Consider the following 23,879-nt stretch of genomic DNA (forward strand, 5'->3'; position numbering starts at 1 on the left):
GCCGGGGCGGGTGCGGGCACCATGGGGAGGGTGACCGAACCCGTGCGCCCCGAGGACGTCCGGATCTCCGACGCCGACCGCAACGCGGTGGCCGAGAGGCTCCGGGCCGCGCACGCCGCGGGCTTCATCGACCTCGGCGAGTACGAGGAGCGGGTCACCGAGGTCTGGCGCACGAAGACCCGCGGCGGGCTGACCCACGTCACCCGGGACCTGCCGGCAGCCCGCAAGGCGCCGCGCCGCGACGGTGCCGTCTTCGCCGCGTCCCCCGGCGGGATCACGATGAAGGTGCTGGGCCTGATCTGGCTGTGCCTCACGGCGCTGTCGGTGTCGGTCTGGGGCGTGGTGGCCGCGTTCTCCGATCTCGACCAGCCGTGGTTCCTGTGGATCGCCGCGCCGCCTGCGTCGGTGCTGCTGGTGCTGTACCTCTCCGGGATCGGCAGGCCACGGCGTCACCGGTGACTCTCCGCAGCCGGATGAACGGCCGGTGTACGGACGTCCGGACGGGACCGATAGATTCCGATCATGGGACACCGCGAGGAGCTGCTGGACGGGGCCGCGCAGTGCCTCTACGAGAAGGGCTTCGGCCGGACCACCGCGCGTGACGTCGTCGCCGCGTCCGGGACCAACCTCGCCTCCATCGGCTACCACTTCGGTTCCAAGGACGCCCTGCTCACCGAGGCCCTGATGCGGGCCACCGCGGCGTGGGGCGAGGAGCTCGACCGCGCGCTGGCCGAGCCGGACACCGCCGCAGGCCACGACGACCCCGAGCGCCGCGTCGAGGACACCTGGGGCCGGGTCGTCGACCTGTTCTCCACCCAGCGACGGCTGTGGGCCACCCACGTCGAGGCCCTCGCCCAGGCCGAGCGGCTGCCCGAGCTGCGGACCGCGCTCGCCGAGGCCCAGCGCGAGGTCCGCGAGGGCCTGGCCCTGACCTTCCACACGCTGCCCGACGACGACCCCGAGGCCGCCGACCGGCGCGCGCACGTACTCGGCGTCGTCTACCAGGCGCTGCTCACCGGGGTCATGGTGCAGTGGCTGCTGGACCCGGAGACTGCGCCGACCGGCAAGGACATCGCCGAGGGCCTGCGGGTGCTCGGCGACCGCTCCGAGGCCTTCGCCTGAGCGGTCCCACCCGATCCCGCCCGGCCCCGCCCGGTCAGAGGATCTTCGGCACGACCCGCGCGATGACCGTCCCGCCGCGGACGGCGTCGGGGGTGTCGCCGATCCGCACGGACAGCGTGCCGAGCGCGAGGAACCGGATCGTGACCGTGCCACCGGCGCTCACGTCCAGCGTCCGGCCCAGCTCGGGCACCAGGATCCGGTGCGCCACATCGCTTCCGACGACCATCTCGATCGTCGCACCACGCGGCACGACCACCGTCGGGATCCGCAGCGGCTCGCGCTCGCGGTGATCGAACCGGATCCGGACGACGTCGTCGGCGGCGCGGGTGGCGGTCGTCGTCGGGCCGGCCGGGGCGCCGCTCGCGTCGCAGGCGGTGAGCAGACCGGCCGCGACCACGGCGAGCAGCGGAACGGCCACACGCCTGCGCACCCCGCCACCTCCCGACCCGCTCCGTACCGACGGAGATCACTCTGCCGGATCGGCCCGTCACACCCCCGCAGGCACCCCGCCGCACGACGACCGGGCACCATCGTGGAGTGATCGACGAGCAACCCGCCCACCCGGTGGCCCCCGTCCCGGCCGCGCTGTTCGACGACGAGCGCGAGCAGCGCTGGCGGTCCCGCTTCACCGCGGTGCGCATGTCCCGCCCCACCTGGGCCGAGGACGCGCCGGACCGCAACGTCTACGTCTCGAACTCCTCGGGCACCTTCGAGATCCACGCCTGGGACCGCGCCACCGGCGCACGGCGGCAGGTCACCGACCGCCGCAACGGCACGACCTCGGCCACCCTCCCGCCGGACGGCGACACGGTCTGGTGGTTCGCCGACACCGACGGCGACGAGTTCGGGCACTGGGTCACCCAGCCCTTCGACGCCGAGGCGGGCGCGGCCACCGAGCCGGCGGTCCCGGGCGTCGGCGACGGCTACTCCGCCGGCCTGGAGATCGGCCGCCGGCTCGTCGCCACCGGCGTCTCCACCGACGACGGCACCACCCTCTACCTGCACGAACGGGGCTCGGCCGAGCCCGCCCGGGCGATCTACACCCACACCGAGGACTCCGGGATCGGGGCGCTGAGCGAGGACGAGACGCTGCTCGCGATCTCGCACTCCGAGCACGGCGACTCCCGCCACCCGTCGCTGCGCGTGCTGCGCACCGCGGACGGGTCGGCCGTCGCCGACCTGCACGACGGCCCCGGCAAGGGCCTCGCCCCGCTGGAGTTCTCGCCCGTGGCCGGGGACCAGCGGCTGCTCGTCGGGCACGAGCGCCGCGGCCGCGACGAGCTGCTGCTGTGGGACCCGACGACCGGCGAGGACCGCGAGCTCGCGATCGACCTGCCCGGCGAGCTCGTCGGCGGGTTCACCCCGGACGCCACCGCGCTGCTCGTCGCACACACCCACGCGGCCCGCACCCGGCTGTACCGCTACGACCTGGCCTCGGGCGAGCTGTCCGAGCTTCCGGTCGCACCCGGCTGCGTCGGCTCCGCCGAGGTCCGCGACGACGGCACCGTCGAGTACTCGTGCTCGTCGGCGGCGACGCCGTCGCAGATCCGGGCGCTGCGCCCCGACGGCTCCGACGACGTCCTGGTCGCCCCGCCCGGCGAGCGCCCGCCCGGCTCGCTCCCGGTCCGCGACGTGTGGGCGGCCGGCCCCGAGGGCGACGTGCACGCCCTGGTCACCGAGGCCCCGCACCAGGGCGACGCCCCGGCCCCGGCGGTGTTCGTGCTGCACGGCGGCCCGCAGGCCGCCGACGAGGACCGTTTCGACGCCGCCCGCGCCACCTGGGTCGAGGCCGGGTTCACCGTCGTCGAGGTCAACTACCGCGGCTCGACGGGCTACGGCTCGGCCTGGCGCGACGCCATCGAGGGCCGCCCGGGCCTGACCGAGCTGTCCGACGTCGCCGCGGTGCAGGACGCGCTGGTCGCCGACGGCACCGTCGACGCCGCCCGATGCGCCGTCGACGGCTGGTCCTGGGGCGGCTACCTGGCCCTGCTCGCCGCGGGTACCCAGCCGCAGCGGTGGGCCGCGGCCGTCGCCGGGGTGCCGGTCGCGGACTACGTCGCCGCCTACGCCGACGAGATGGAGCAGCTCCGCGCGTTCGACCGGGCCCTGTTCGGCGGGTCGCCCGAGGACCTGCCGCAGCTGTACCGGGAGGCCTCGCCGCTGACCTACGTGCACGCCGTCCGGGTGCCGGTACTGGTACTGGCCGGGGAGAACGACCCGCGCTGCCCGATCCGCCAGATCGACAACTACCTCGACGCGCTGGCCGCCCGCGACGACGCGTCCTACGAGGTCAGCCGGTTCGACGCCGGGCACGGCTCGCTGGTGGTGTCCGACCAGCTGGACCTGATCGCCACCGAGGTCGACTTCGTCCGCCGCGCGCTGCGCGACTGACCTCGGAACGCCCCGACGCTCAGACCGCCTCGACCAGCTCCGGCAGGTCCGCGCCGGCCTCGATCGCCGCCCGGAGCCGGGCCCCGCGTGCCTCGTCCCAGACGACGGCGGGGTCCGGTTCCAGGTCCCCGAGCAGCAGCCGGGCGACGCCGTAGGCGACCAGCGACCAGTCGGCGTCGTCCCCGCCCAGGTCGGCGCGCACCCGCACCCCGGCCAGCTCCGGCTGGGCCAGGACCTTCACCACCATGCCCCGGACCAGCGCGTTCGACAGGTGGGCGAGGACCACGCCGTCCGGCCCGGCGGCCCGCCGCAGGCCGAGCAGACCCAGCACCGCGGCGTGGTTGGCCGCGATCCGCTCGACGAACCGGGCCTCCGACCCCGACAGCGCCTCCCCGATCCGGTCCCGCAGCTCGCCGGCTTCCATCCCGACGAACGTGACGGTCAGGGCCAGGTAGGTCCGCCACTCGCGCGAGGTGCTGACCAGCCGGAAGTCGTCCTCCGCCGTCACCCGCACGATCTCGGCCACGGCGCGGACCCGGGCGGCGCCGTCGGCGAGCTCGTCGAGGCTCGCGGCGAGGATGCCGCGGATGGTGGCGCCGACCTCGGCGACCCCGGTCGCGGCCAGCGGGGCCTCGCCCCCGGCGAGCTCGAGCAGCAGGTCGCCAAGGAACTCGCCCTTCGACGGCCAGCGCCGGTACACCGCGCTGCGCGCGACACCGGCGGCCCGGATGACGTCCTCCAGCCGGAGATGGTCGAGGCTCACCGTCAGGCCGGTCTCGCCGACCGCCTCGGCCGCCGTCTCCAGCATCCGGCGCTCGGTCTCGGCGTCGGAGAGCCTGCGCCGCCGGGGCTGCCCCGGGCCGGCACCGAGCACGGACGGCCGGTCGTCGTCACGCATCAGGGAGTTCCCTTCCGGATCTCCGGGTTCCGCGCAGCGCTTTCGCGTTGCAGGGTCACCTTTCGTTGAGACATGATGTCTCAAGTTCCAGACATTACGTCCACTTCCGAGCACGAGCCTACGACCAGGGAGTTCCCATGTCCTCCTCCGCTACCGCGCCGGCCCGTACCGCGTCTCCGCTGCTGCTCACCGGGCTCGGGCTGACCGGGCTCACCGCCGCGGCGACGCTCGTCGACCAGGCGGCGATCGGCACCGTCCACGAGCGTGTCGCCCGGGTCTACGCCGGCGTCCACGGCGGCCTCGACGTCGCCGGATCCGAGTCGTTCGTCGTGACCGCCCTGCTGGCGACGGCCGTGCTCGGCGCGATCGGCTGGCTCGTCGTCCTGCCGGGTGCCCGGCGGCAAGCCCGCTGGTCCGCGCCCGCCGGAACGGTGCTCTGGCTGGTCGGCGCGGCCTTGGCGTTCACGCTGCTGACCGCCTCGGAGTACGGGACGACGCTCGTCCCCACCTGGCTGGGCCTGCTGGGCCTGCTGCCGCCGCTGGTCGGCGCGGGCGCCGTCGTGCAGCTGTGGCGGGCACGGCGCTGAGCTCCGCACGCAGCCCTCAGCAGCTCAGCCCTCCAGCAACGGCAGCACGTTCTCCGGCGGCCGCCCGAGCACCGCCCGGCCGTCGGCCCGCACGAACGGCCGCTCGATCAGCTTCGGCTCAGCGGCCAGCGCGTCGAGCAGGGTGTCCCGGTCGGCGCCCTTGAGCCCCTGCTCGCGGAACGCGGCCTCGCCGGTCCGGGTGATCGCCAGCGGGTCCTCGGTGCCCAGCGCCACGAGCGCCGCCTCGAGCTCCGCACGCGACGGCGGGTCGTCGAGGTAGCGCCGCACCTGCGGTTCGACGCCGTGCTCCCGGATCAGCTCGAGCGTGGCGCGGGACTTCGAGCAGCGCGGGTTGTGCCAGATCTCCACGCCGGCGAGCCTACGACGCCCGGGCCGGGGCGCCCGGCGTCCCGGCGCCCTGCCGCAGGTTGCCGCGGAAGAACAGCAGGATCCCGGCGAAGCAGGCCGCGGAGACGACGAACGACAGCTGCAGCGACCCGGCCACGTCCGACACCAGACCCTGCAGCACCGGGATCACCGCGCCGCCGACGATCGCCATCACCAGGATCGCGCCGCCGGTCTCCTGGTGGCGCTTGTCCTCGATCGTGTCCAGGGTCTGCCCGAAGATCGTCGGCCAGCCCGGCCCGAGCAGCAGGTTCGACGCGACGACCAGCCAGACCGATGCCGCGGCCGGCCCGAACGCGGCCAGGAGCAGCAGGACCGCGCCGATCGCGCAGTAGACGACCAGCACCCGGGCCGCGGAGAACCGCGCGATCAGCACGTTCGCGACGAACTTGCCGGCGAGGAAGCAGCAGAACCCGACGATCATGTAGTTGGTGGCGGAGCGCTCGTTCATCCCCGGGTACAGGTCCAGGGCGAGGCGGATCGTGAACGACCAGACCGCCGTCTGCAGGCCGACGTAGAGGAACTGGGCGACGATCCCCTTGCGGTACCGGTCGTTGCGCGCCAGGACCCGCAGCGTCTCGCCGAGGCTCGCGCGGTGCGAGCCGGGGTCCTCCGCGGGCCGCGCCGCCGGGTACTCGGTGATCACGAACAACACCAGCAGGCAGACCAGCACGACCAGGATGTACTTGTAGGGCAGCAGCGTGTTCTGCAACAGCTCCTGGCCGAGCGCGAGCTTCGCCTGCGGTGTCGGGGCCGCTTCCATCTGCGCCTCGATCGAGTCCCCGGTGCCGAAGATCAGGTACTTGCCCAGGATGACGCCGAGGAGGTTCCCGATCGGGGTGAACGTCTGGGAGATGTTGAGCCGCAACGTGCCCGTCTCGCGCGGCCCGAGCATCGAGGAGTAGGTGTTCGCGCTGGTCTCCAGGAACGACAGCCCGATCGCGACGGCGAAGATGCAGAACAGGAACATCCCGTACGTCGCGAGCGTGCTCGCCGGGAAGAACAGCCCGCAGCCGACGATGTAGACGGCGAGCCCGATCTGCACGCCGACCTTGTACGAGGTGCGCCGGATGATCCGCGACGCCGGGATCGCGATGAGGAAGTAGCCGCCGTAGAACGCGGACTGCACGAACGCCGTCGCCGCATCGGACAGCGTGAACACGTGCTTGAACTGCGTGATCAGGATGTCGTTCAGCCCGGCCGCGGCACCCCACATGGGGAACAGCAGCGACAGCAGCACGAACTGCAGGTACGGGATCCGGTCCAGGTATCCCGACGGCAGCTGCCGGGCCGGGTTCCGGATGAGCGCGCGACGCTTCACAGCACGGTTCTCCCCCACGACGACGATGTCGTCGCGCACTGTAAACCGGCGCGCAGGCCGCTCCGGGGCGGTGTGACGGGTCACGCCGCCCCGGAGGTGGGTCAGCCCTGGCGGACCGCCTGCTCGATGCGGTCTCCGAGGTCCTTGTCGACGTTGCGCCAGTACTCGAACGCCCGCTGCAGGACGGGCTCGGAGACGCCGTCGGCGAGGTGCCCGGCGGCGTTGTTCACCAACCGCTCGCGGGCGGCGTCGTCGAACACCTCGCGGACGAGCTGCCCGGCCTGGCTCCAGTCGTCGTCCTCCTCGCGCAGCGTGTACGCGGAGCGGACCATCTCGCCGTCGGCGGCCCAGATGGCCTCGGCGACGCGCTTCGGGTCGGCCTCCGGGCCGCCGTAGGAGTTCGGCGCGTACACCGGGTCGTGCACGTTGCGGATCCGCATCGCGCCGTCCTTGGAGTACGCGTTGACCTCCGCCTTCGGCGCGTTGACCGGGATCTGCTTGTAGTTGACGCCGAGCCGGGCACGGTGCGCGTCGGCGTAGGAGAACCCGCGGCCGAGCAGCATCTTGTCCGGGGACAGCCCGGTGCCGGGCACCAGGTTGTTCGGCTCGAACGCGACCTGCTCGATCTCGGAGTGGTAGTCCTCGACGTTGCGGTCCAGCGTCATCCGCCCGACCTCCTGCAGCGGGTAGTCAGCGTGCGGCCACACCTTGGTCAGGTCGAACGGGTTGATCCGGTAGGTCTTGGCGTCCTCGAACGGCATGATCTGGACGTGCAGCGTCCAGCTCGGGTGCTCGCCCCGCTCGATCGCGTGGAACAGGTCGGCCTGGTGGAGGTCCGGGTCGGAGCCGGCGAGGGTGTCGGCCTCCTCCTGGGTCAGGCACTCGACGCCCTGGTCGGACTTGAAGTGGTACTTCACCCAGAACATCTCGCCCCGGGCGTTGATCCAGCTGTAGGTGTGGCTGGAGTAGCCGTTCATCTGCCGCCAGGACTTCGGGATGCCCCGGTCGCCCATCAGCCAGGTCACCTGGTGCGCGGACTCCGGCGACAGCGTCCAGAAGTCCCACTGCATGTCGTGGTCACGCAGGTTGTTCGCCGACCGGCGCTTCTGCGAGCGGATGAAGTGCTGGAACTTCATCGGGTCGCGGACGAAGAAGACCGGCGTGTTGTTGCCGACCATGTCCCAGTTGCCCTCGTCGGTGTAGAGCTTGAGGGAGAAGCCGCGCGGGTCGCGCCAGGTGTCGGGGCTGCCGCGCTCACCGGCCACGGTGGAGAACCGGATGACGCCGCGGGTCTCCTTGCCCGGCTGCAGGAAGTCCGCACAGGTGTACTGCGAGACGTCCGCGGTGGTCTCGAACTTCAGGAACGCGCCGCCGCCCTTGGCGTGCGGCTGGCGCTCCGGGATGCGCTCCCGGTTGAAGTTGGCCATCTGCTCGATGAGGTAGTGGTCGTTGAGCAGGATGGGGCCGTCCGGGCCGACCGTGAGCGACAGCTCGTCGCTGGCGACCGGGATTCCGGCGTCGGTGGTGGTCGGCTTGGGGTGCTGCGACGTCGTCACGGGTCGCGGCCTCCTCGCATCGTGGTGGTGGTTCGGGATCTCGCTGGTGGTTCGGGATCTCGGTGGTGGTTCGGGATCTCCCTGCGACTTCCCGGCGTCCGGCGGCCGAAACCGGCCCCGGCGGCGGCGTCTCCTGCACCGGGCCGGACCATGCAGGGTGTGACCACCACCGGGCAGCCGCGCAGCGGGATCGGCGCGTTCGCCGACGTCCTGCGCCGTCCGGGCGTCGGCTCGGTGACCGCGATCGGCATGGCCGCCCGGATCCCCGCGACGGCCGTCGGCGTCACCCTGACCCTGCACACCGTCCTGACCCTCGGCTACGGCTTCGGCGCCGCCGGGCTCGTCGCCGCGGCCGGGCCGACCGGAATGGCGGTCGGTGCCCCGCTGCTCGGCTGGCTGGTCGACCGGCGCGGGCTGCGCACGGTCGTCGTGCTGACCGGGGTCACGACGCTGACGTTCTGGTCGCTGGCCCCGCTGCTCGGCTACGGCGCCCTGCTGGCCGGGGCGTTCCTCGCCGGGGTGCTGACGCTGCCGGTGTTCTCCCTGGTCCGGCAGGTCATCGCCGCGGTCGTCCCGCCGGGGCAGCGACGACCGGCGTTCGCGCTGGACTCGATGTCGGTCGAGCTGTCCTACATGACCGGGCCCGCGCTCGGGTCGCTGCTGACGGTGTGGCTGGGCAGCGCCGTCGCGATGCGGGTGATCGGGGTCGGGTTCGTGCTGGCCGGGGTCGCGTTCTGGCTGCGCAACCCGCCGGTCCGCTCCGACGACGCGGCGCCCGGCGGCCCGCGCCCGCCGCTGTCGAGCTGGCTCACCGCACCGCTGGTCGGTGCGCTGCTGGGCGTGACCGCTGCCGTCGTCGCGATCATGGGGACCGAGCTGGCGTTCGTCGCCGCGCTCACCCGCGGCGGGTACACCTGGGCGATCGCCCCGGTCAACGCGGTGTGGTGCCTGGCGTCGCTGGCCGGCGGCTTCCTCTACGGCGCCGCCCGGCGGGCCGTCCCGATGCCGCTGCTGCTGCTCGTCCTCGGGGTCGCGACGTTCCCGGCCGCGGCCGCGTGGAGCTGGTGGAGCCTGCCGCTGCTGCTGGTCCCGGCCGGGCTCGCGACGGCACCGACGCTGGCCGCAGGCAGCGACGCGATCGGTGACCTGTCCCCGGACGGCCTGCGCGGCCTGATCACCGGCCTGCAGGGCTCGGCGACGACGATCGGCATCGCGCTGGCCAACCCGCTGTCCGGATCGCTGGTCGACGCCTTCTCCCCACCGGTCGCGATCCTGGTCTGCGGCTCGGTCGCGGTCGTGCTGTCCGGCGTCACCGCAGCCCTGATGCGGCGCTCCACGGGTACCGCCGGTCGCGCGCTCTGAGGGACGTGTCACCTCCCTGAGAAGGGCCACAGGCGACCGGCGCAGGAACCGGCCGGGAGCCCGGATCGGGGTGATCGCTCGGGCAGACTGGAACCGTGAGCGCGCCGCCCCATCACCCCGACTCCGCCACCCCACCCCGGTCCCCCTTCCCCCGTCGTCGCCGCGGACGCTGGGGCACCGCGCTCGTGCTCGGACTCGGTGCGGCGGCGGTGCTGCTCCCCGACCTCGTCGGTCTGGACCGGTGGTTCCCGTTCGCCCAGCTGATCGCGTTCCGGCCGCTGTTCACCGGGGTGCTCGCGGTGATCGTCGTGCTCGCGCTGCTGGTGACGACGTTCGCCCGCCGGTTCTGGCCGGTGCCGGTGCTGCTCGCGCTGGTCGCGCTGATCGCCGGGTCGCTGGTGCTCCCCCGCACCCAGGCCGAGCCGGCCCCGACCGGTGGCCGGCCGCTGAAGGTGCTGGCGCTCAACGTCTTCGAGGGCCAGGCCGACGCCGACTCGCTCGCCGCGCTGATCCGCACCGAGGCCCCGGACATCGTCTCGGTGCCCGAGTCCGGCGGGAGGTTCGAGTCCCAGCTGGCGCCGTTGATCGAGCCGCTGGGCTACCGGACGGCCGCCTCGGTGTCGGCGCGCTCGGCCGACGTCCGCGGCAACACCGTCGCCTGGTCGCAGCGCCTCGGCGACGTCCGCACCCGGGTGCTCGACGAGACCCAGTTCGAGGCCATCGAGGCCACCGGCGGCGGGCTCGGCGACCTGCGGTTCGTCGCGTTCCACTCGGTCGCGCCGATGCCGAACTCGGTCGGCCAGTGGCGCAACGACCTGGGCACCGTCGACCAGTGGTGCTCCGCGGGCTCCCCCGCCGTCGTCGCCGGGGACTTCAACGCCAGCTACGACCACTCGCTGTTCCGGAAGGCGATCGACGGCTGCAGCGACGCGGGCGCCTCCACCGGCAACGGCCTGCTCGGCACCTGGCCGACCTGGGCACCGGAGTGGATGGGCCCGCAGATCGACCACATCCTGAGCAACCAGGGCATCACCGCGGAGTCCTTCGGGGTGCGGCAGGTGCCGGGCACCGACCACCGCGCGATCGTGGCGACGCTACGGCTCCCGTAGCCCCGCACAGGACAGGCCCGCACACGACGACGGCCGCCGCCCGGAAGCTCCGGACGGCGGCCGTCGTGGTCGAAATCAGCGCTGATGTTCGTTCCGCAAGCTGCACTCAGCGCTGATGTTCGTTCCGCAAGCTGCACTCAGCGCTGATTTTCGTTCCGCAAGCTGCACTCAGCGCTGATGTTCGTTCCGCAAGCTTCTCTCAGCCGGCCGCGGCGACCGTCTCCGCCACCTCGTAGGTGTTCAGCGCGGCACCCTTGCGCAGGTTGTCGCCGCAGATGAACAGCTCGAGGGTGTTCGGGAAGTCCAGCGCCTGCCGGATCCGGCCCACCACGGTCGGGTCCCCGCCGACGGCGTCGGCCGGGGTCGGCCACTCACCGGCGGCCGGGTCGTCCTTCACCACGATCGTCGGCTGGGCCTCCAGCACCTTGCGCGCGGCGTCGGTGGTGACGTCCTGGGCGAACGTCGCGTGGATCGACAGCGCGTGCGTGGTGACGACCGGGACGCGCACGCACGTCGCGGAGACCTTCAGGTCGTCGATCCCGAGGATCTTGCGGGACTCGTTGCGGACCTTCAGCTCCTCCGACGACCAGCCGTCGTCCTTGAGCGAGCCGGCCCACGGCACGACGTTGAGCGCCAGCGGCGCCGGGAACGGCGAGCCCGCGTCGGACCCGACCTTCACGCCTGCGTCGCGCAGGATCTTCTCGACGTCGCCGGAGGCGTTGCCCGCCTCCTTGCCCGCGAGGGCCTCGATCTCGGCGTAGAGCTGGTCGATGCCGGGCTGGCCGGCACCGGACGCGGCCTGGTACGACGCGACGACCAGCGCCTCCAGCCCGAACTCGCGGTGCAGCGCACCCATCGCCGCCATCATCGACAGCGTCGTGCAGTTGGGGTTCGCGATGATCCCCTTGGGCCGGTCGGTGACCTTCTCCGGGTTGACCTCGGGCACCACCAGCGGCACCTCGGGGTCCATCCGGAACGCGCCGGAGTTGTCGACGGCGACTGCGCCGTGCTCGGCGGCGATCGGCGCCCACTCGGCGGAGACCTCGTCGGGCACGTCGAACATCGCGATGTCGACGCCGTCGAAGACCTCGGGCTTCAGCTCGAGGACGGTGACGTCCTCGCCGCGGACCTTCAGCACCTTGCCTGCGCTGCGGGCGGAGGCGATCAGGCGGATCTCGCCCCACGGCACCGACTCGCGGGAGTCGATGATGTCGATCATCGTCGTGCCCACGGCGCCGGTGGCACCGACGAGCGCGAGTACCGGCTTGTCCTTCAGGCTCATGTCCGCGTCACCGGCCCGTTCCCGCGGCGACCACCGCGTCGTCCTCGGCGCCCAGGTCGAACGCCTCGTGCAGTGCCTTGACCGCCTCGTCCAGCTGGTCCGAGCGGCAGATGACCGAGATCCGGATCTCCGAGGTGTTCATGATCTCGATGTTGATCCCGGCCTCGGAGAGCGACTCGCAGAACTTCGCGGTGACGCCCGGGTGGTTGCGCATGCCCGCGCCGACCAGCGACACCTTGCCGATGTCGTTGTCGTAGACGAGCTCTTCGAAGCCGATCTCCGACTTCGCCGCCTCCAGCGTGGTCACGGCGGTGTCGCCGTCGGTGCGGGGCAGCGTGAAGGTGATGTCGGTCTTGCCGTCGGCGACGTTGGAGATGTTCTGCAGGACCATGTCGATGTTGATCTCCGCGTCGGCGACCGTGCGGAAGATCTTCGCGGCCATGCCGGGGGTGTCCGGCACGCCGATGACGGTGATCTTGCCTTCCGACCGGTCGTGCGCGACGCCGGTGATGATCGGGTTCTCCAACGGAATCTCCTGGATCGAGCCGGAGACCAGCGTGCCCGGCTTGTCGTTGTACGAACTGCGCACGCGCAGCGGGACCTCGTAGCGACGGGCGTACTCGACGGCCCGCAGGTGCAGGACCTTGGCGCCGGACGCGGCGAGCTCCAGCATCTCCTCGTACGTGACCGTCTCGAGCAGGCTCGCCTTCGGCACGATGCGCGGGTCGGCGGAGTAGACGCCGTCGACGTCGGAGTAGATCTCGCAGACGTCGGCCTGCAGCGCCGCGGCGAGCGCGACGGCGGTCGTGTCCGACCCGCCGCGGCCGAGCGTGGTGATGTCGCGCGAGTCCGGGCTCATGCCCTGGAAGCCGGCGACGAGCACGATGTAGCCCTCGTCGAGCGCCTCGCGGACGCGCCACGGGTTCACCTCGGTGATCCGGGCGTCGCCGTGACGAGAGGTGGTGAGCATCCCGGCCTGCGAGCCGGTCATCGACCGGGCCTCGGCGCCGAGGGAGCTGATCGCCATGGCGACCAGCGCGTTCGAGATGCGCTCGCCCGCGGTGAGGAGCATGTCCATCTCCCGCGGCGGCGGCTTCGGCGAGATCTGCTCCGCGAGGTCGGTCAGCTCGTCGGTCGTGTCACCCATCGCGGACACCACGACGACCACGTCGTGCCCCTCTTTGCGGGTACGGACGATCCGCTCGGCGACCTTCTTGATGCGCTCCGCGCTCTCGACCGATGAACCGCCGTACTTCTGCACGACGAGGGCCACGCCGACCTCCTGTCCTGGCTCCGGGTCACGGAGCCACCGGGGCACTCTGCTCCAGCTCCGCCGCCCTGGGGGTCACGGTCCCGTGACGCACCGGCGACGCTGGTCGGAATGGCACCCTACCGGCGGACGGCGTCCGATTTCAGGCCCTGGGGCGAGTCCGATGACCGATGCCACACGGTCTGGACAGCCGCGCCGGGCAGCGCCTACGAGGGCGCGTCACTCACGCCTGGACCGGTGACCTGCGGTCACGGTGCCGACGGACGGCGTCGGTGTTGCCGCAGCGCGGGCTGCAGTAACGCTGCCGGCCGTTCCGCGAGACGTCGGCGAACACCCGGTCGCACGCCGGGGCCGCGCACCGCCCGAGCCGGTCCATCCCACGGGCGGTCAGGTGCAGCGCGGTGCCGGTGGCGATCAGCGCGTGCAGTACCCCGGGCAGGTCCAGACCGTCGTCGCGGTAGTGCAGATGCCAGTGCCCGTCGTGGTCGGTGAGCCGGGGCGGGCCGGTGCCGGCGGCGAGCAGCTCGTTGAGCAGCCGGGCGCGAGCGGCCCCGGGCTCGGCATCGACGACGGCGGTCCAGCGCCCCAGGAGAATCCGCACCGTACCGAGGTCGGCCGGCTGCACGGTCCAGTCGGGCGTCAGGCCGGCCTCGAGGCACCGATCGGCCAGTTCCGTGTGCGACGACGGCGGGTCGTTCACCAGGTCGGCCGCCAGCAGCACGGGATCGCGCCCGTAAGGGTTGAGGTGCACAAAGTCATTACAGCAGGCTTCCGATCGTGAGCCCACCGCTGCAGCACCACTGGCAGACCGTCTCCCGGCACCGGACGTCCGACGGCGTCGTCGCCTACCAGCGCTGCCGCTGTGGGGCCTGGCGGGTACGGCTCGACGCCCGGACGGCCCTCGACTTCCGGACGACCGAAGCCATCTCGACGCTCGCCGAGCCCGGACACACGAAAGGGCGGGCCGGGAGTCCGTCCCGGCCCGCCCGTACGCGGAGTGCCGAGCGCTGAGCCCGGCGTCGGCCGTATCTCGAAGTCGACTGCTCAGAGACGGCGCAGCAGGCGCACGATCACCGTGGTGATCACCAGCCACACGATGGCCGCGACGCCGTAGTTCAGGGTGACGCCGAGCTTCGGCTGGCTGGGTACGAACAGGTTGCCGAGCCCGAGGTTGAACCGGGCCGCGTAGCCGGAGATGAACTGTGCGACGAAGTTCGACGGGTTCGCGTCGAGCAGGGTCAGCACGATGTGCGCCACGAGGATCCCGACGATCACCAGCCCGACGATCCGGACGATCGTCGCGATGATCCCCAGCCCGTTCCGCACCGTGGATCCCATGGTTGCCGTCATCGTCGAACACCCTTCCGGAGAGGTACGGGCGCCAGGATCTCAGCGGACGCCCTCGTCTGCCCAGCTCAACGAGGCCGATGCGGCCAGGTTGTGATCCCTTCGTTGCGACCGTACAACGAAACGGGCGCGGCACCGGGTTGCCGAGCGGCGGGGGTCCGGGGCTACGGTGGTCCCCATGGCGCACCTGCTCCTTCGCCGCCGCGGCGGGGTCTGACCGACCGGCCCCTCGTCGCGGGGTCTCGCGTGTCCGCCGGTCGACCACGACGGCCCGACACACCTCAGGAGCGCAATCCCGTGAGCACGTCTCCCGACGCCTACACCGCCACGTCCTCCAGCAACGTCCGGACCCCGGCGGGTGCCCCGCACGCCGGTCAGCCGGCCTGGAACCGCCAGCGCGGCTCGCAGATGCCCTTCGGGCGCTACAAGTCCTTCCACGACCTGGTCGAGCCGGTCTCGCTGCCCGACCGCACCTGGCCCGACAAGGTCGTCGACACCGCTCCGCTGTGGTGCGCGGTCGACCTGCGCGACGGCAACCAGGCGCTGATCGACCCGATGAGCCCGCTGCGCAAGCGGCGGATGTTCGACCTGCTGGTACGCATGGGCTACAAGCAGATCGAGGTCGGGTTCCCGGCGGCCAGCCAGACCGACTACGACTTCGTCCGCGAGATCATCGAAGAGGGCGCGATCCCCGAGGACGTGCAGATCCAGGTCCTCACCCAGGCCCGGCCCGAGCTGATCGCGCGCACGTTCGAGGCCTGCGAGGGCGCGCACTCCGCGATCGTGCACCTCTACAACTCGACGTCGATCCTGCAGCGCCGCGTGGTGTTCCGCTCCGACCGCCCCGGCATCGCCAAGATCGCGACCGACGGCGCGGAGGAGGTCGCGAAGTACGCCGAGAAGTACCCGGACACCGACTGGACCTTCCAGTACTCGCCGGAGTCCTACACCGGCACCGAGCTCGAGTACGCCGTCGACGTCTGCAACCAGGTCTCGGCGATCTGGCAGCCCACGCCGGAGCGCCCGATGATCATCAACCTGCCGGCGACGGTGGAGATGGCGACCCCGAGCGTCTACGCCGACTCCATCGAGTGGATGCACCGCAACCTGGAGCGCCGCGACGCGATCGTGCTGTCGCTGCACCCGCACAACGACCGCGGCACCGGCATCGCGGCCGCCGAGCTGGGCTACCAGGCCGGCGCCGACCGCATCGAGGGCTGCCTGTTCGGCAACGGTGAGCGCACCGGCAACGTCGACCTGGTCGCGCTGGGCATGAACCTGTTCACCCAGGGCATCGACCCGCAGATCGACTTCTCCGACATCGACGAGATCCGCCGCACCGTCGAGTACTGCAACCAGCTGCCGGTGCACGAGCGCCACCCGTGGGGCGGCGACCTGGTCTACACCGCGTTCTCCGGCTCCCACCAGGACGCGATCAACAAGGGCTTCGACGCCATGCGCGCCGAGGCCGCCGAGGCCGGGCACTCCGTCGACGAGCACCCGTGGGAGGTCCCGTACCTGCCGGTCGACCCGAAGGACATCGGCCGCACCTACGAGGCCGTCATCCGGGTCAACTCGCAGTCGGGCAAGGGCGGCATCGCCTACGTCATGAAGACCGAGCACCAGCTCGACCTGCCGCGCCGGCTGCAGATCGAGTTCAGCCACGTCATCCAGACCTACACCGACTCCGAGGGCGGCGAGGTCGAGCCGAAGGCGATGCGCGACGCCTTCGACACCGAGTACCTGGGCCGCGAGACCCCGCTGAAGCTGGTGCGCCACCGCATCCACAGCGACGGCGAGGGCCGCGACGAGCTCGCCGCCACCGTCCGCGTCGAGAACGACCTGCACGAGATCACCGGGTCGGGCAACGGCCCGATCGCCGCGTTCGTCGACGCCCTGGCCGGCATCGGGTTCGACGTGCGGGTCCTCGACTACCACGAGCACGCCATGGGCGGCGGTGACGACGCCCGCGCCGCGGCCTACGTCGAGTGCGCCGTCGAGGAGAAGGTGTTCTGGGGTGTCGGCATCGACAGCTCGATCACCAGTGCGAGCCTCAAGGCCGTCGTCTCCGCGGTGAACCGCGCCCTGCGCTGAGCCCCGCCGGGTCCGGGAGGCCGCCGCGCACGGCGGCCTCCCGGGCCGTGGTCTCCCAGAGTTCCCGCAGCTCAGCGCCCCAGCGCGTCGGTGACCGAGAGGCTCGGCCCGGGCACCTGCGGGCCGGTACCGGTCGTCCCCGGGCCGGCGGCCACCTCGTCGGGGGCCAGTTCGTGCGGCGTGATCCGCCCGTCGCGGATCGCCTCCGCGTGGTGGCAGGCCACCCGGTGCTCCGCGGCGGCGCCGGTCGCGCCGTCGAGCACCCGCAGCTGCGGCCGCTCGGTGGCGCAGCGGTCCTCCTGCCGCCACGGGCAGCGGGTGTGGAACCGGCAGCCCGGCGGCGGCGCAGCAGGCGACGGCAGGTCCCCGGTCAGCAGGATCCGCTCCCGGGTGTCCTCGGCGGCCGGGTCCGGCTCCGGCACCGCGGACAGCAGCGCCCGCGTGTACGGGTGCAGCGGCTCGCCGTAGAGCTCGCCCGCCGGGGCCTCCTCGACCAGCGACCCCAGATACATCACCCCGACCCGGTCCGACACGTGCCGCACGACGGCGAGGTCGTGCGCGATCACCAGGTAGGTCAGCCCCAGCTCGCGCTGCAGCGAGCGCAGCAGGTTGAGCACCTGGGCCTGCACCGACACGTCGAGCGCGGACACCGGCTCGTCGGCGACGATCAGGTCCGGCTCCACGCACAGGGCCCGGGCGATCCCGATCCGCTGCCGCTGCCCGCCGGAGAACTCGTGCGGGTACCGGCTCAGCGCCGCAGGCGGCAGCCCGACGGCCTCCATCAGCCCGACCAGGCGTTCGCGGTCGGCCTCGGTGCCCTTCGACAGCCCGTGCGCGCGCAGCCCCTCCGCCAGCAGCGATCCCACCGACTGGCGCGGGTCCAGGCTGGACAGCGGGTCCTGGAACACCATCTGGAACCGGCGCCGCGCGCGGCGCAACGGCTCCCCGGAGAGACCCGCGACGTCGTCGCCGTCGAAGGTGACCGAACCGGCGGTGGGCTCGGTCAGCTTCAGGATCGCCCGGCCCAGCGTCGACTTGCCGCAGCCCGACTCGCCCACCAGCCCGTAGGTCTCGCCGCGCTCGATCCGCAGCGAGACGCCGTCGACGGCGCGGACGTGCCCGACGGTGCGCTGCACCACCACGCCGCGGGTGATCGGGAAGTGCACCTCGAGGTCGTCGACCTCCAGCAGCGGTGTGCTCACGCGTCCCCTCCGATCGGGTTGGGGTTCAGGCACCGCAGCAGGTGCTCGGGGGTCTCCTCCACCGGCGGGGAGGTGGTCGTGCACTCCTCGATCGCCCGCGGGCAGCGCGGCGCGAACGCACACGCGTGGGCCCACGGCAGGTTGTCCGACACCGAGCCGGTGATCGCGGGCAGCTCCTCGGCCGGGTCCGAGGTCAGCCGCGGGATCGACCGGATCAGTCCCGAGGTGTACGGGTGCCGCGGGGCGGCGAACAGCTCGTGGCGCTCGGCCCGCTCGACCACCCGTCCGCCGTAGAGCACGTTGACCCGGTCGCACATCCCGGCGACGACGCCGAGGTCATGGGTGATCATGACCAGCGCGGTGCCCGTCTCGGCCACCAGCTCCTTGAGCAGCTCCAGGATCTGCGCCTGCACCGTCACGTCGAGCGCGGTCGTCGGCTCGTCGGCGATGAGCAGCCGCGGCCGGCAGGCCAGCGCGATCGCGATCAGCGCCCGCTGGCGCATGCCGCCCGACATCTGGTGCGGGTAGGCCTTCAGCCGCTGCTCCGGGTCGGGGATGCCGACGCGGCGCAGCAGCGAGACCGCCTCGTCGCGGGCCTCGGCCTTGTCCATCCCGCGGTGCCTGCGCAGCGCCTCGGTGATCTGCACACCGACCTGCACCACCGGGTTCAGTGACGACAGCGGGTCCTGGAAGACCATGCCGACGTCGCGTCCCCGGTGCTCGCGCAGCTGGGCGTCGGGCAGGGTCAGCAGGTCGACCGGGGGCTCGCCGTCGAGCAGCACGCTGCCCGACACCCGCGGCGTCCGCCCCGGGAGCAGCCCCATGATCGCCAGCGAGGTCACGGACTTGCCGCAGCCCGACTCCCCCACCAGCCCGACGATCTCGCCGGGGCGCACGTCGAACGACACCCCGTCGACGGCGACGACCTCCGGCTCGCCCCTGCGCACGAACCGGACCGACAGGTCCCGCACGGACAGCAGCGGTGGCGTGTCCGTGCCCGGGGCGGTGTCGACCGCCGCCCCTCCGGCAGCTCGGCTGCTCATCGGCGTCCCTTCGGGTCGGTACTCATCGGCGCCCCTTCGGGTCGAGTGCCTCGCGCAGCGACTCGCCCAGCAGCGTGAACCCGAGCGCGACGATGATGATCGCGATCGCCGGGTACACGGCCAGGCCGGGCCGGACGTCGAGGTAGGGCTGGGCGGCGGCGAGCATCAGGCCCCACTCCGCGCGCGCCGGGTCGGCGTCGCCCAGACCCAGGAACGACAGCGCGGCGGCGTCGAGGATCGAGGTCGCCAGGGTCAGGGTGGCCTGCACGATCACCGGGCCGATCGCGTTCGGCAGCATGTGCCGCAACACGATCGGCACCCTCTTGACGCCCAGTGCGGTCGCCGCGAGCACGTGGTCGGACTCGCGCTGGGCGAGCATGGAGCCGCGCAGCAGCCGGGCGAAGATCGGCACGTTCACCAGCGCGACGGCGATGATGACCGTCGTCTGGCTGGGCTTCGCCGCGAGGGCGGCGACCGAGATCGCCAGCAGCAGCGACGGGATCGACAGCAGCACGTCGGTGACGCGCATCAGCACGGTGTCCACCCAGCCGCCGAACGCGCCCGCCACCGCACCGATGGCGACACCGGCGGCGAGACCGAACACCGTCGCGAGCACGCCGACCAGCAGCGTCTGCCGCGAGGCCAGGATCATCCGGGAGAACTCGTCGCGGCCGTTCTGGTCGCTGCCGAGCGGGAACCCGTCCTGCGGACCGGGGATCGCGCCGGGGCGCAGCTGGTCGAGCAGCTGCGGGAACGCCTGGCCCGGGTCGTGCGGGGCGAGCAGCGGGGAGAGCACGGAGACCAGCACGAAGACCGCGATGATCACCGCGCCGACGATCGCGGTCGGGCTGCGGCGCAGCCTGCGGAACGCGTCGGCGGACAGGCTCCGGCCCGCGGTGTCGTCGACCTTGTCGCGGCGGCGCTGCGCCCACGTCGTCGGGGCGCTCACTTCAGCCTCACCCTCGGGTCGATGACCGCGTAGGACAGGTCGACCAGCAGGTTGACCAGCACGTAGATCAGGGCGCCGAGCAGCACCACGGCCTGCAGCCGCGGGTAGTCGCGGCGCTCGATGCCCTCGGCGATCAGCGTGCCGATGCCGGGGCGGTTGAACACCTTCTCGGTGAGCACCGCGCCGGCGAGCAGCAGGCCGGTCTGCAGGCCGATCGTGGTCGCGACCGGCAGCAGCGCGTTGCGCAGCACGTGCCGGTCGCGCACCGTCGCCGTCGCGAGGCCCTTGGCGTTGGCGGTACGGACGAAGTCGGAGCCGAGCACGTCGAGCACCGAGGCCCGGGTGATCCGCACGATCACCGCGAGCGGGATCGTCGCCAGGGTGACCGCGGGCAGCACCAGGTGCATCAGCGAGTCCCAGCTGGCGTCGAACTCGCGGGTGAGCAGCCCGTCCAGGGTCGGGAACCCGGTGACCGAGGTGGCGTCGATGTCGGTGGCCTGCAGGCCCGACGGCGGGAACCAGCCCAGGTCGACGGCGAGGAGCTGCTTGAGCACGTAGCCCAGGAAGAACACCGGGACCGCGACGCCGACCAGCGTGCCGATGATCGTGACGTTGTCCCAGATCCGCCCGTGGCTGCGGGCGGCCAGGTAGCCGAGCGGGATGCCCAGGCCGACCGCGATCAGCAGCGCGACGACCGAGAGCTCGATGGTGCCGGGCAGTGCGCGGCCCAGCTCGCCGAGCACCGGGTCACCGGTGACCAGCGAGGAGCCGAAGTCGCCGGTGAGTGCCCGGCCCAGGTAGCGCAGGTACTGGATCCAGACCGGTTGGTCCAGGCCCAGCGTGCGGTTGAGCGCCGCGATCGACTCCGGGGTGGCCTTGTCGCCGAGCAGTGCGCCGGCCGGTCCGCCGGGCAGCGAGCGCAGCCAGGCGAACAACAGCACGGACAGGATCAGCAACGTCGGGATCACCTGGAGCAGGCGGCGCACGACGAAGCGCAGCATGCGTCGAACCCCTCTGTGGTGGGAGAGAACGCGACCGGGCGCCGCGGGATCGCCGCGGCGCCCGGTTCGTGATCAGTTCTTGGTGACGGTGGCGAAGCGCTCGTCGGTCAGCGGGGAGGGGACGAGGCCCTTCACGTTCCCGCCGACGACGATCGCCGGGCCGGTGGTCAGGATCGGGACCGCGGGCAGGTACTTGCCCATGATGTCGGCGTTGGCCTTCTCGTATGCCTTCTTGTGCGCCTCCGGGTCCGGGGTCGCGTCGGCCTTCGCGAGCTCGGCGAACATCGCCGCGTCCTGCGGCCCGAACTCGGCCTTCTGCCGGCCGAAGAACGTGCCGACGAAGTTGCCTGCGTCGTTGTAGTCACCGGTCCAGCCGAGCAGGTGGATGTCGTGCTTGCCTGCCTTCTGGACGTCGTCCTTGTAGCCGCCGTTCCACGGCTTCGCGACCGGGTTGACCTTGATCCCCGCGGCCTGCAGGTTCGCCGACATCGCGGCGAACAGGTCGGACGGGTTCGGCATGTAGGGCCGGGTGATCTCGGTCGGGTAGTAGAAGTTCAGCGTCAGGTCCGAGGCACCCGCGGCGGCGAGCAGCTGCTTGGCCTTGGCCGGGTCGTACGGGTACTTGGTGACGTTGTCGGTGTAGCCGGAGACCGTCGGCGGGACGAACTCGTTCGCCACCGAGGAGCCCTCGGGCATCTTGGTGCGCACCAGCGACTCGCGGTCGATCGCGTAGGCGATGGCCTGACGGACCCGCAGGTCCTTCAGCTTCGGGTTGTTCTTGGTGTTGATACCCAGGTAGAGCAGCGAGAACGGGTCCCGGATCAGCACCTGGTCGCCCTGGTCCTTGAGCGACTGGTAGTCCGCGGGCGAGGGGTAGTCGTAGCCGTCGATGGTGCCGGCGGCGAGCTCCTGCTTACGCGCGTTCTCGTCCGGGATGATCTTGAAGATCAGCTTCGCGGTCTTGGCCTTCTCGCCCCAGTAGTCGTCGTTGCGGACCAGGGTGATCGTGTTGTCGGCCTTGTCGAAGCTCTCGAACTTGTACGGCCCGGTGCCGGTCGGGTGCTCGGTTGCGTAGGCCGGGTAGGTGAACGAGTCGCCGCTCTGGGTCACCTTGTCGGCGTCGTACTTCTTGAGCGCCTCGGGACTGGAGATCGAGAACGAGGTCAGGCCGAACGCGGCCGGGAAGGCGCCCTTGTACTCGTTCAGCGAGAGCACCGCGGTGGTCGGGTTCTTCGCGGTGCAGGACTTGTAGACCGGCTTGCCGGAGGCGTCGCCCTCGTTCTTCTTGAAGCCGCCGAAGACGTCGCCGTAGTAGATCATCTGGCTCTGGGCCGCGGCGCCGGACATGTTGAACCAGCGATCGAAGTTCGCACAGACCGCGGCCGCGTCGAACGGGGTGCCGTCGTGGAACTTCACGCCCTGGCGCAGGTCGAACGTCCAGGTCTTGCCGTCCGGGGTCGACTCCCACTTGGTCGCCAGGCCGGGTGCCAGGTCGGTGGTGCCCGGGGCGTAGGTGATCAGGGTGTCGTACATCTGACGGGCGGGGCGGAAGCTCTCGCCGTCGTCGTTGAAGATCGGGTCGAAGTTCTTCGGCGCACCGGCCGCACCGAAGACGAAGCTGCCACCCGCCTCGCCGCCGCCGTCGGAGCCGCGCTCGGACGACGCGCACGCCGTCATCGACACGGCGAGCAGCCCCGCCATGACGGCGGTGGTCCACCGCCGAGCGAGTACCCGTCCTGTGGTCATGTCTCTGTCCCTCACTGGTCAGCCGGGGAGGACGCACGCCCGATGTGTGTGCGGGACCACGTCCGGATAGCGCATGAACCTATAGCGCTCCGTTACCAATGGGTAGATCTCTGGATCACGAATGCGGAAATTCCGGCACGGTCGTACCGGTCAGGTCGACGCGCGGTGACGGTCCCGGTACGCAGCGATGATTTCGTACGATTCGTCGGGGTTGAGCGCGGCGGCGCGGGCGTCGGCGAGCACCCCGCGGTAGGTCGCGATGTCCTCGGCGCCGTCGAGGAACGACTCCCCCGCGTGACCCTCGGTGTGCACCAGGTCCGACCCCAGCTCGTCCGGGATGTCCAGCACCGCGACCCGCGCGGTGTGGGCCCGCACGATGCCGGCTGAGAACGGCAGGACCAGCAGGTTCACCGTCGGCAGCCGGTCGAGGTCCAGCAGCCGGTCCAGCTGCTCGGCCATCACCTCCGGGCCGCCGGTGGCCCGGGCCAGCACCCCCTCGTCGATCACCGAGCGCAGCCGTAGCGGCGGGTTGGCGGTGAGCGCCTCGATCCGGCGTCGGCGCAGCTGGACGAGCTGATCGATCTCCCAGTCTCGGCGGCCGGTCAACCTGGCATGCAGGACGGCGCGGGCGTAGGCCGGCGTCTGGAGCAGTCCGTGCAGGACCGTCAGGTCGAACGCGTCGATGTGCGTCGCGTCGGTCTCGACCGCCGTGTAGCGCCCGGGCGACGGCAGGACGTAACGCTCCGTGCGCAGTCCTTCGGTGTAGGGCTCCCACCAGCCGCGGGTCCGGCTCTGCAGGACGAGCCGGTGCAGCATCTCCCGCTCGACCTCGGCCGCACCGCCGTAGACCTCGAGCAGGGCGTCGACGTCGTCCCGGCGGGGGGCGCCCTTGCCGTTCTCCAGCCTGCTGATCTTCGACGCCGAACACGCGAGCGCGGCCGCGGCGTCCTCCAGCTTCAGGCCCGCCTTGACCCGCAGCCGACGCAGCTCCGCGCCGAGCCGTCGTCGCGCTCCGGTGGGCTCCTGCTCCACCTCGTCCTCCCGCGCCGATCACGCCCCGCGCGGAACGCGGGACCGCACCCAGTGCACCGTGATCGAGGCGTGCGTGCAATCCCTCGCGGCGTGCAAATTTCATCTGATTCGCAATTGCACGAGGGTGTGGGGTCCTGCATGCTGGAGGTGCCCGGACGTGAC

General features: G+C 72.0%; 23 protein-coding genes. 8 read left to right on the top strand and 15 right to left on the bottom strand.

Going from position 1 to position 23,879, the window contains the following annotated elements; translation table 11 throughout:
• Positions 1–30 precede the first annotated feature (30 nt).
• Positions 31–459 (top strand): DUF1707 SHOCT-like domain-containing protein, encoded by a 429-nt coding sequence (locus ACLE50_RS08970; RefSeq protein ID WP_410942968.1) that lies wholly within the window; start codon positions 31–33, stop codon positions 457–459.
• Positions 460–522: 63 nt separating this feature from the next.
• On the top strand, positions 523–1,122 hold the full coding sequence (locus tag ACLE50_RS08975) for a TetR/AcrR family transcriptional regulator (protein ID WP_410942969.1): 600 nt from the start codon (positions 523–525) through the stop codon (positions 1,120–1,122).
• A gap of 34 nt (positions 1,123–1,156) precedes the next feature.
• Here ACLE50_RS08975 and ACLE50_RS08980 read toward each other — a convergent pair whose 3' ends face one another.
• Entirely contained in the window at positions 1,157–1,552 is a 396-nt protein-coding gene (locus ACLE50_RS08980; protein WP_410942970.1) for a hypothetical protein, read from the bottom strand.
• A 110-nt stretch (positions 1,553–1,662) separates the two neighbouring features.
• On the opposite strand from ACLE50_RS08980, the gene ACLE50_RS08985 reads away from it, so the two are divergent.
• Positions 1,663–3,513: a prolyl oligopeptidase family serine peptidase gene (locus ACLE50_RS08985; protein WP_410943257.1), complete on the top strand. Its 1,851-nt coding sequence runs from the start codon at positions 1,663–1,665 to the stop codon at positions 3,511–3,513.
• A 19-nt stretch (positions 3,514–3,532) separates the two neighbouring features.
• Here the strand turns inward: ACLE50_RS08985 and ACLE50_RS08990 are convergent, their stop codons facing one another.
• The gene (locus tag ACLE50_RS08990; RefSeq protein WP_410942971.1) at positions 3,533–4,411 is read right to left on the bottom strand and encodes a TetR/AcrR family transcriptional regulator; all 879 of its coding nucleotides are present in this window, start codon (positions 4,409–4,411) and stop codon (positions 3,533–3,535) included.
• Positions 4,412–4,548: 137 nt separating this feature from the next.
• Here ACLE50_RS08990 and ACLE50_RS08995 point away from each other — a divergent pair, with 137 nt between their 5' ends.
• Entirely contained in the window at positions 4,549–4,998 is a 450-nt protein-coding gene (locus ACLE50_RS08995) for a hypothetical protein (RefSeq protein ID WP_410942972.1), read from the top strand.
• Between the two features lie 24 nt (positions 4,999–5,022).
• Here ACLE50_RS08995 and arsC read toward each other — a convergent pair whose 3' ends face one another.
• From arsC to ACLE50_RS09010, 3 genes are all read right to left on the bottom strand, one after another.
• Positions 5,023–5,367, bottom strand: a complete 345-nt coding sequence (gene arsC / locus ACLE50_RS09000) for an arsenate reductase (glutaredoxin) (RefSeq protein ID WP_410942973.1) — start codon at positions 5,365–5,367, stop codon at positions 5,023–5,025.
• 10 nt (positions 5,368–5,377) lie between these two features.
• On the bottom strand, positions 5,378–6,763 hold the full coding sequence (gene fucP / locus ACLE50_RS09005) for an L-fucose:H+ symporter permease (protein WP_410942974.1): 1,386 nt from the start codon (positions 6,761–6,763) through the stop codon (positions 5,378–5,380).
• Positions 6,764–6,825: 62 nt separating this feature from the next.
• Positions 6,826–8,280 (bottom strand): catalase, encoded by a 1,455-nt coding sequence (locus ACLE50_RS09010; protein WP_410942975.1) that lies wholly within the window; start codon positions 8,278–8,280, stop codon positions 6,826–6,828.
• 159 nt (positions 8,281–8,439) lie between these two features.
• On the opposite strand from ACLE50_RS09010, the gene ACLE50_RS09015 reads away from it, so the two are divergent.
• Positions 8,440–9,642 carry an MFS transporter gene (locus ACLE50_RS09015; RefSeq protein ID WP_410942976.1) on the top strand — a complete coding sequence of 401 codons (1,203 nt, stop codon included), beginning with the start codon at positions 8,440–8,442 and terminating at the stop codon, positions 9,640–9,642.
• Between the two features lie 95 nt (positions 9,643–9,737).
• Complete coding sequence (locus ACLE50_RS09020; protein WP_410942977.1) at positions 9,738–10,751, top strand: endonuclease/exonuclease/phosphatase family protein; 1,014 nt, start codon at positions 9,738–9,740, stop codon at positions 10,749–10,751.
• A 199-nt stretch (positions 10,752–10,950) separates the two neighbouring features.
• On the opposite strand, the gene ACLE50_RS09025 is transcribed toward ACLE50_RS09020, so the two are convergent.
• The 3 genes from ACLE50_RS09025 to ACLE50_RS09035 all read right to left on the bottom strand — a co-directional run bounded on the left by ACLE50_RS09025 (position 10,951) and on the right by ACLE50_RS09035 (position 14,054).
• Positions 10,951–12,033 carry an aspartate-semialdehyde dehydrogenase gene (locus tag ACLE50_RS09025; protein WP_410942978.1) on the bottom strand — a complete coding sequence of 361 codons (1,083 nt, stop codon included), beginning with the start codon at positions 12,031–12,033 and terminating at the stop codon, positions 10,951–10,953.
• A 7-nt stretch (positions 12,034–12,040) separates the two neighbouring features.
• Positions 12,041–13,306: an aspartate kinase gene (locus tag ACLE50_RS09030; RefSeq protein WP_410942979.1), complete on the bottom strand. Its 1,266-nt coding sequence runs from the start codon at positions 13,304–13,306 to the stop codon at positions 12,041–12,043.
• A gap of 220 nt (positions 13,307–13,526) precedes the next feature.
• Positions 13,527–14,054, bottom strand: a complete 528-nt coding sequence (locus tag ACLE50_RS09035; protein ID WP_410942980.1) for a CGNR zinc finger domain-containing protein — start codon at positions 14,052–14,054, stop codon at positions 13,527–13,529.
• Between the two features lie 26 nt (positions 14,055–14,080).
• Between ACLE50_RS09035 and ACLE50_RS09040 the strand changes: the two genes are divergently transcribed.
• Positions 14,081–14,314 carry a hypothetical protein gene (locus tag ACLE50_RS09040; protein ID WP_410942981.1) on the top strand — a complete coding sequence of 78 codons (234 nt, stop codon included), beginning with the start codon at positions 14,081–14,083 and terminating at the stop codon, positions 14,312–14,314.
• A 33-nt stretch (positions 14,315–14,347) separates the two neighbouring features.
• Here the strand turns inward: ACLE50_RS09040 and ACLE50_RS09045 are convergent, their stop codons facing one another.
• Positions 14,348–14,653, bottom strand: coding sequence for a hypothetical protein (locus ACLE50_RS09045; protein ID WP_410942982.1), 306 nt, complete (start codon positions 14,651–14,653; stop codon positions 14,348–14,350).
• A gap of 294 nt (positions 14,654–14,947) precedes the next feature.
• Between ACLE50_RS09045 and leuA the strand changes: the two genes are divergently transcribed.
• On the top strand, positions 14,948–16,744 hold the full coding sequence (gene leuA, locus ACLE50_RS09050) for a 2-isopropylmalate synthase (protein ID WP_410942983.1): 1,797 nt from the start codon (positions 14,948–14,950) through the stop codon (positions 16,742–16,744).
• A gap of 71 nt (positions 16,745–16,815) precedes the next feature.
• On the opposite strand, the gene ACLE50_RS09055 is transcribed toward leuA, so the two are convergent.
• From ACLE50_RS09055 to ACLE50_RS09080, 6 genes are all read right to left on the bottom strand, one after another.
• Positions 16,816–17,946 carry an ABC transporter ATP-binding protein gene (locus ACLE50_RS09055; protein ID WP_410942984.1) on the bottom strand — a complete coding sequence of 377 codons (1,131 nt, stop codon included), beginning with the start codon at positions 17,944–17,946 and terminating at the stop codon, positions 16,816–16,818.
• On the bottom strand, positions 17,943–18,989 hold the full coding sequence (locus ACLE50_RS09060) for an ABC transporter ATP-binding protein (protein WP_410942985.1): 1,047 nt from the start codon (positions 18,987–18,989) through the stop codon (positions 17,943–17,945). The genes ACLE50_RS09055 and ACLE50_RS09060 overlap by 4 nt, the downstream gene beginning before the upstream one ends.
• Positions 18,990–19,011: 22 nt before the next feature.
• Entirely contained in the window at positions 19,012–19,938 is a 927-nt protein-coding gene (locus ACLE50_RS09065) for an ABC transporter permease (RefSeq protein WP_410942986.1), read from the bottom strand.
• Complete coding sequence (locus ACLE50_RS09070; protein ID WP_410942987.1) at positions 19,935–20,939, bottom strand: ABC transporter permease; 1,005 nt, start codon at positions 20,937–20,939, stop codon at positions 19,935–19,937. Before ACLE50_RS09070 ends, ACLE50_RS09065 begins: the two co-directional genes overlap by 4 nt.
• Positions 20,940–21,011: 72 nt before the next feature.
• Positions 21,012–22,685, bottom strand: a complete 1,674-nt coding sequence (locus tag ACLE50_RS09075) for an ABC transporter substrate-binding protein (protein WP_410942988.1) — start codon at positions 22,683–22,685, stop codon at positions 21,012–21,014.
• Positions 22,686–22,835: 150 nt separating this feature from the next.
• Complete coding sequence (locus tag ACLE50_RS09080) at positions 22,836–23,717, bottom strand: helix-turn-helix domain-containing protein (RefSeq protein ID WP_410942989.1); 882 nt, start codon at positions 23,715–23,717, stop codon at positions 22,836–22,838.
• Positions 23,718–23,879 lie beyond the last annotated feature (162 nt).

It is taken from the genome of Pseudonocardia phyllosphaerae, assembly GCF_046546475.1.
Classification (GTDB): domain Bacteria; phylum Actinomycetota; class Actinomycetes; order Mycobacteriales; family Pseudonocardiaceae; genus Pseudonocardia; species Pseudonocardia phyllosphaerae.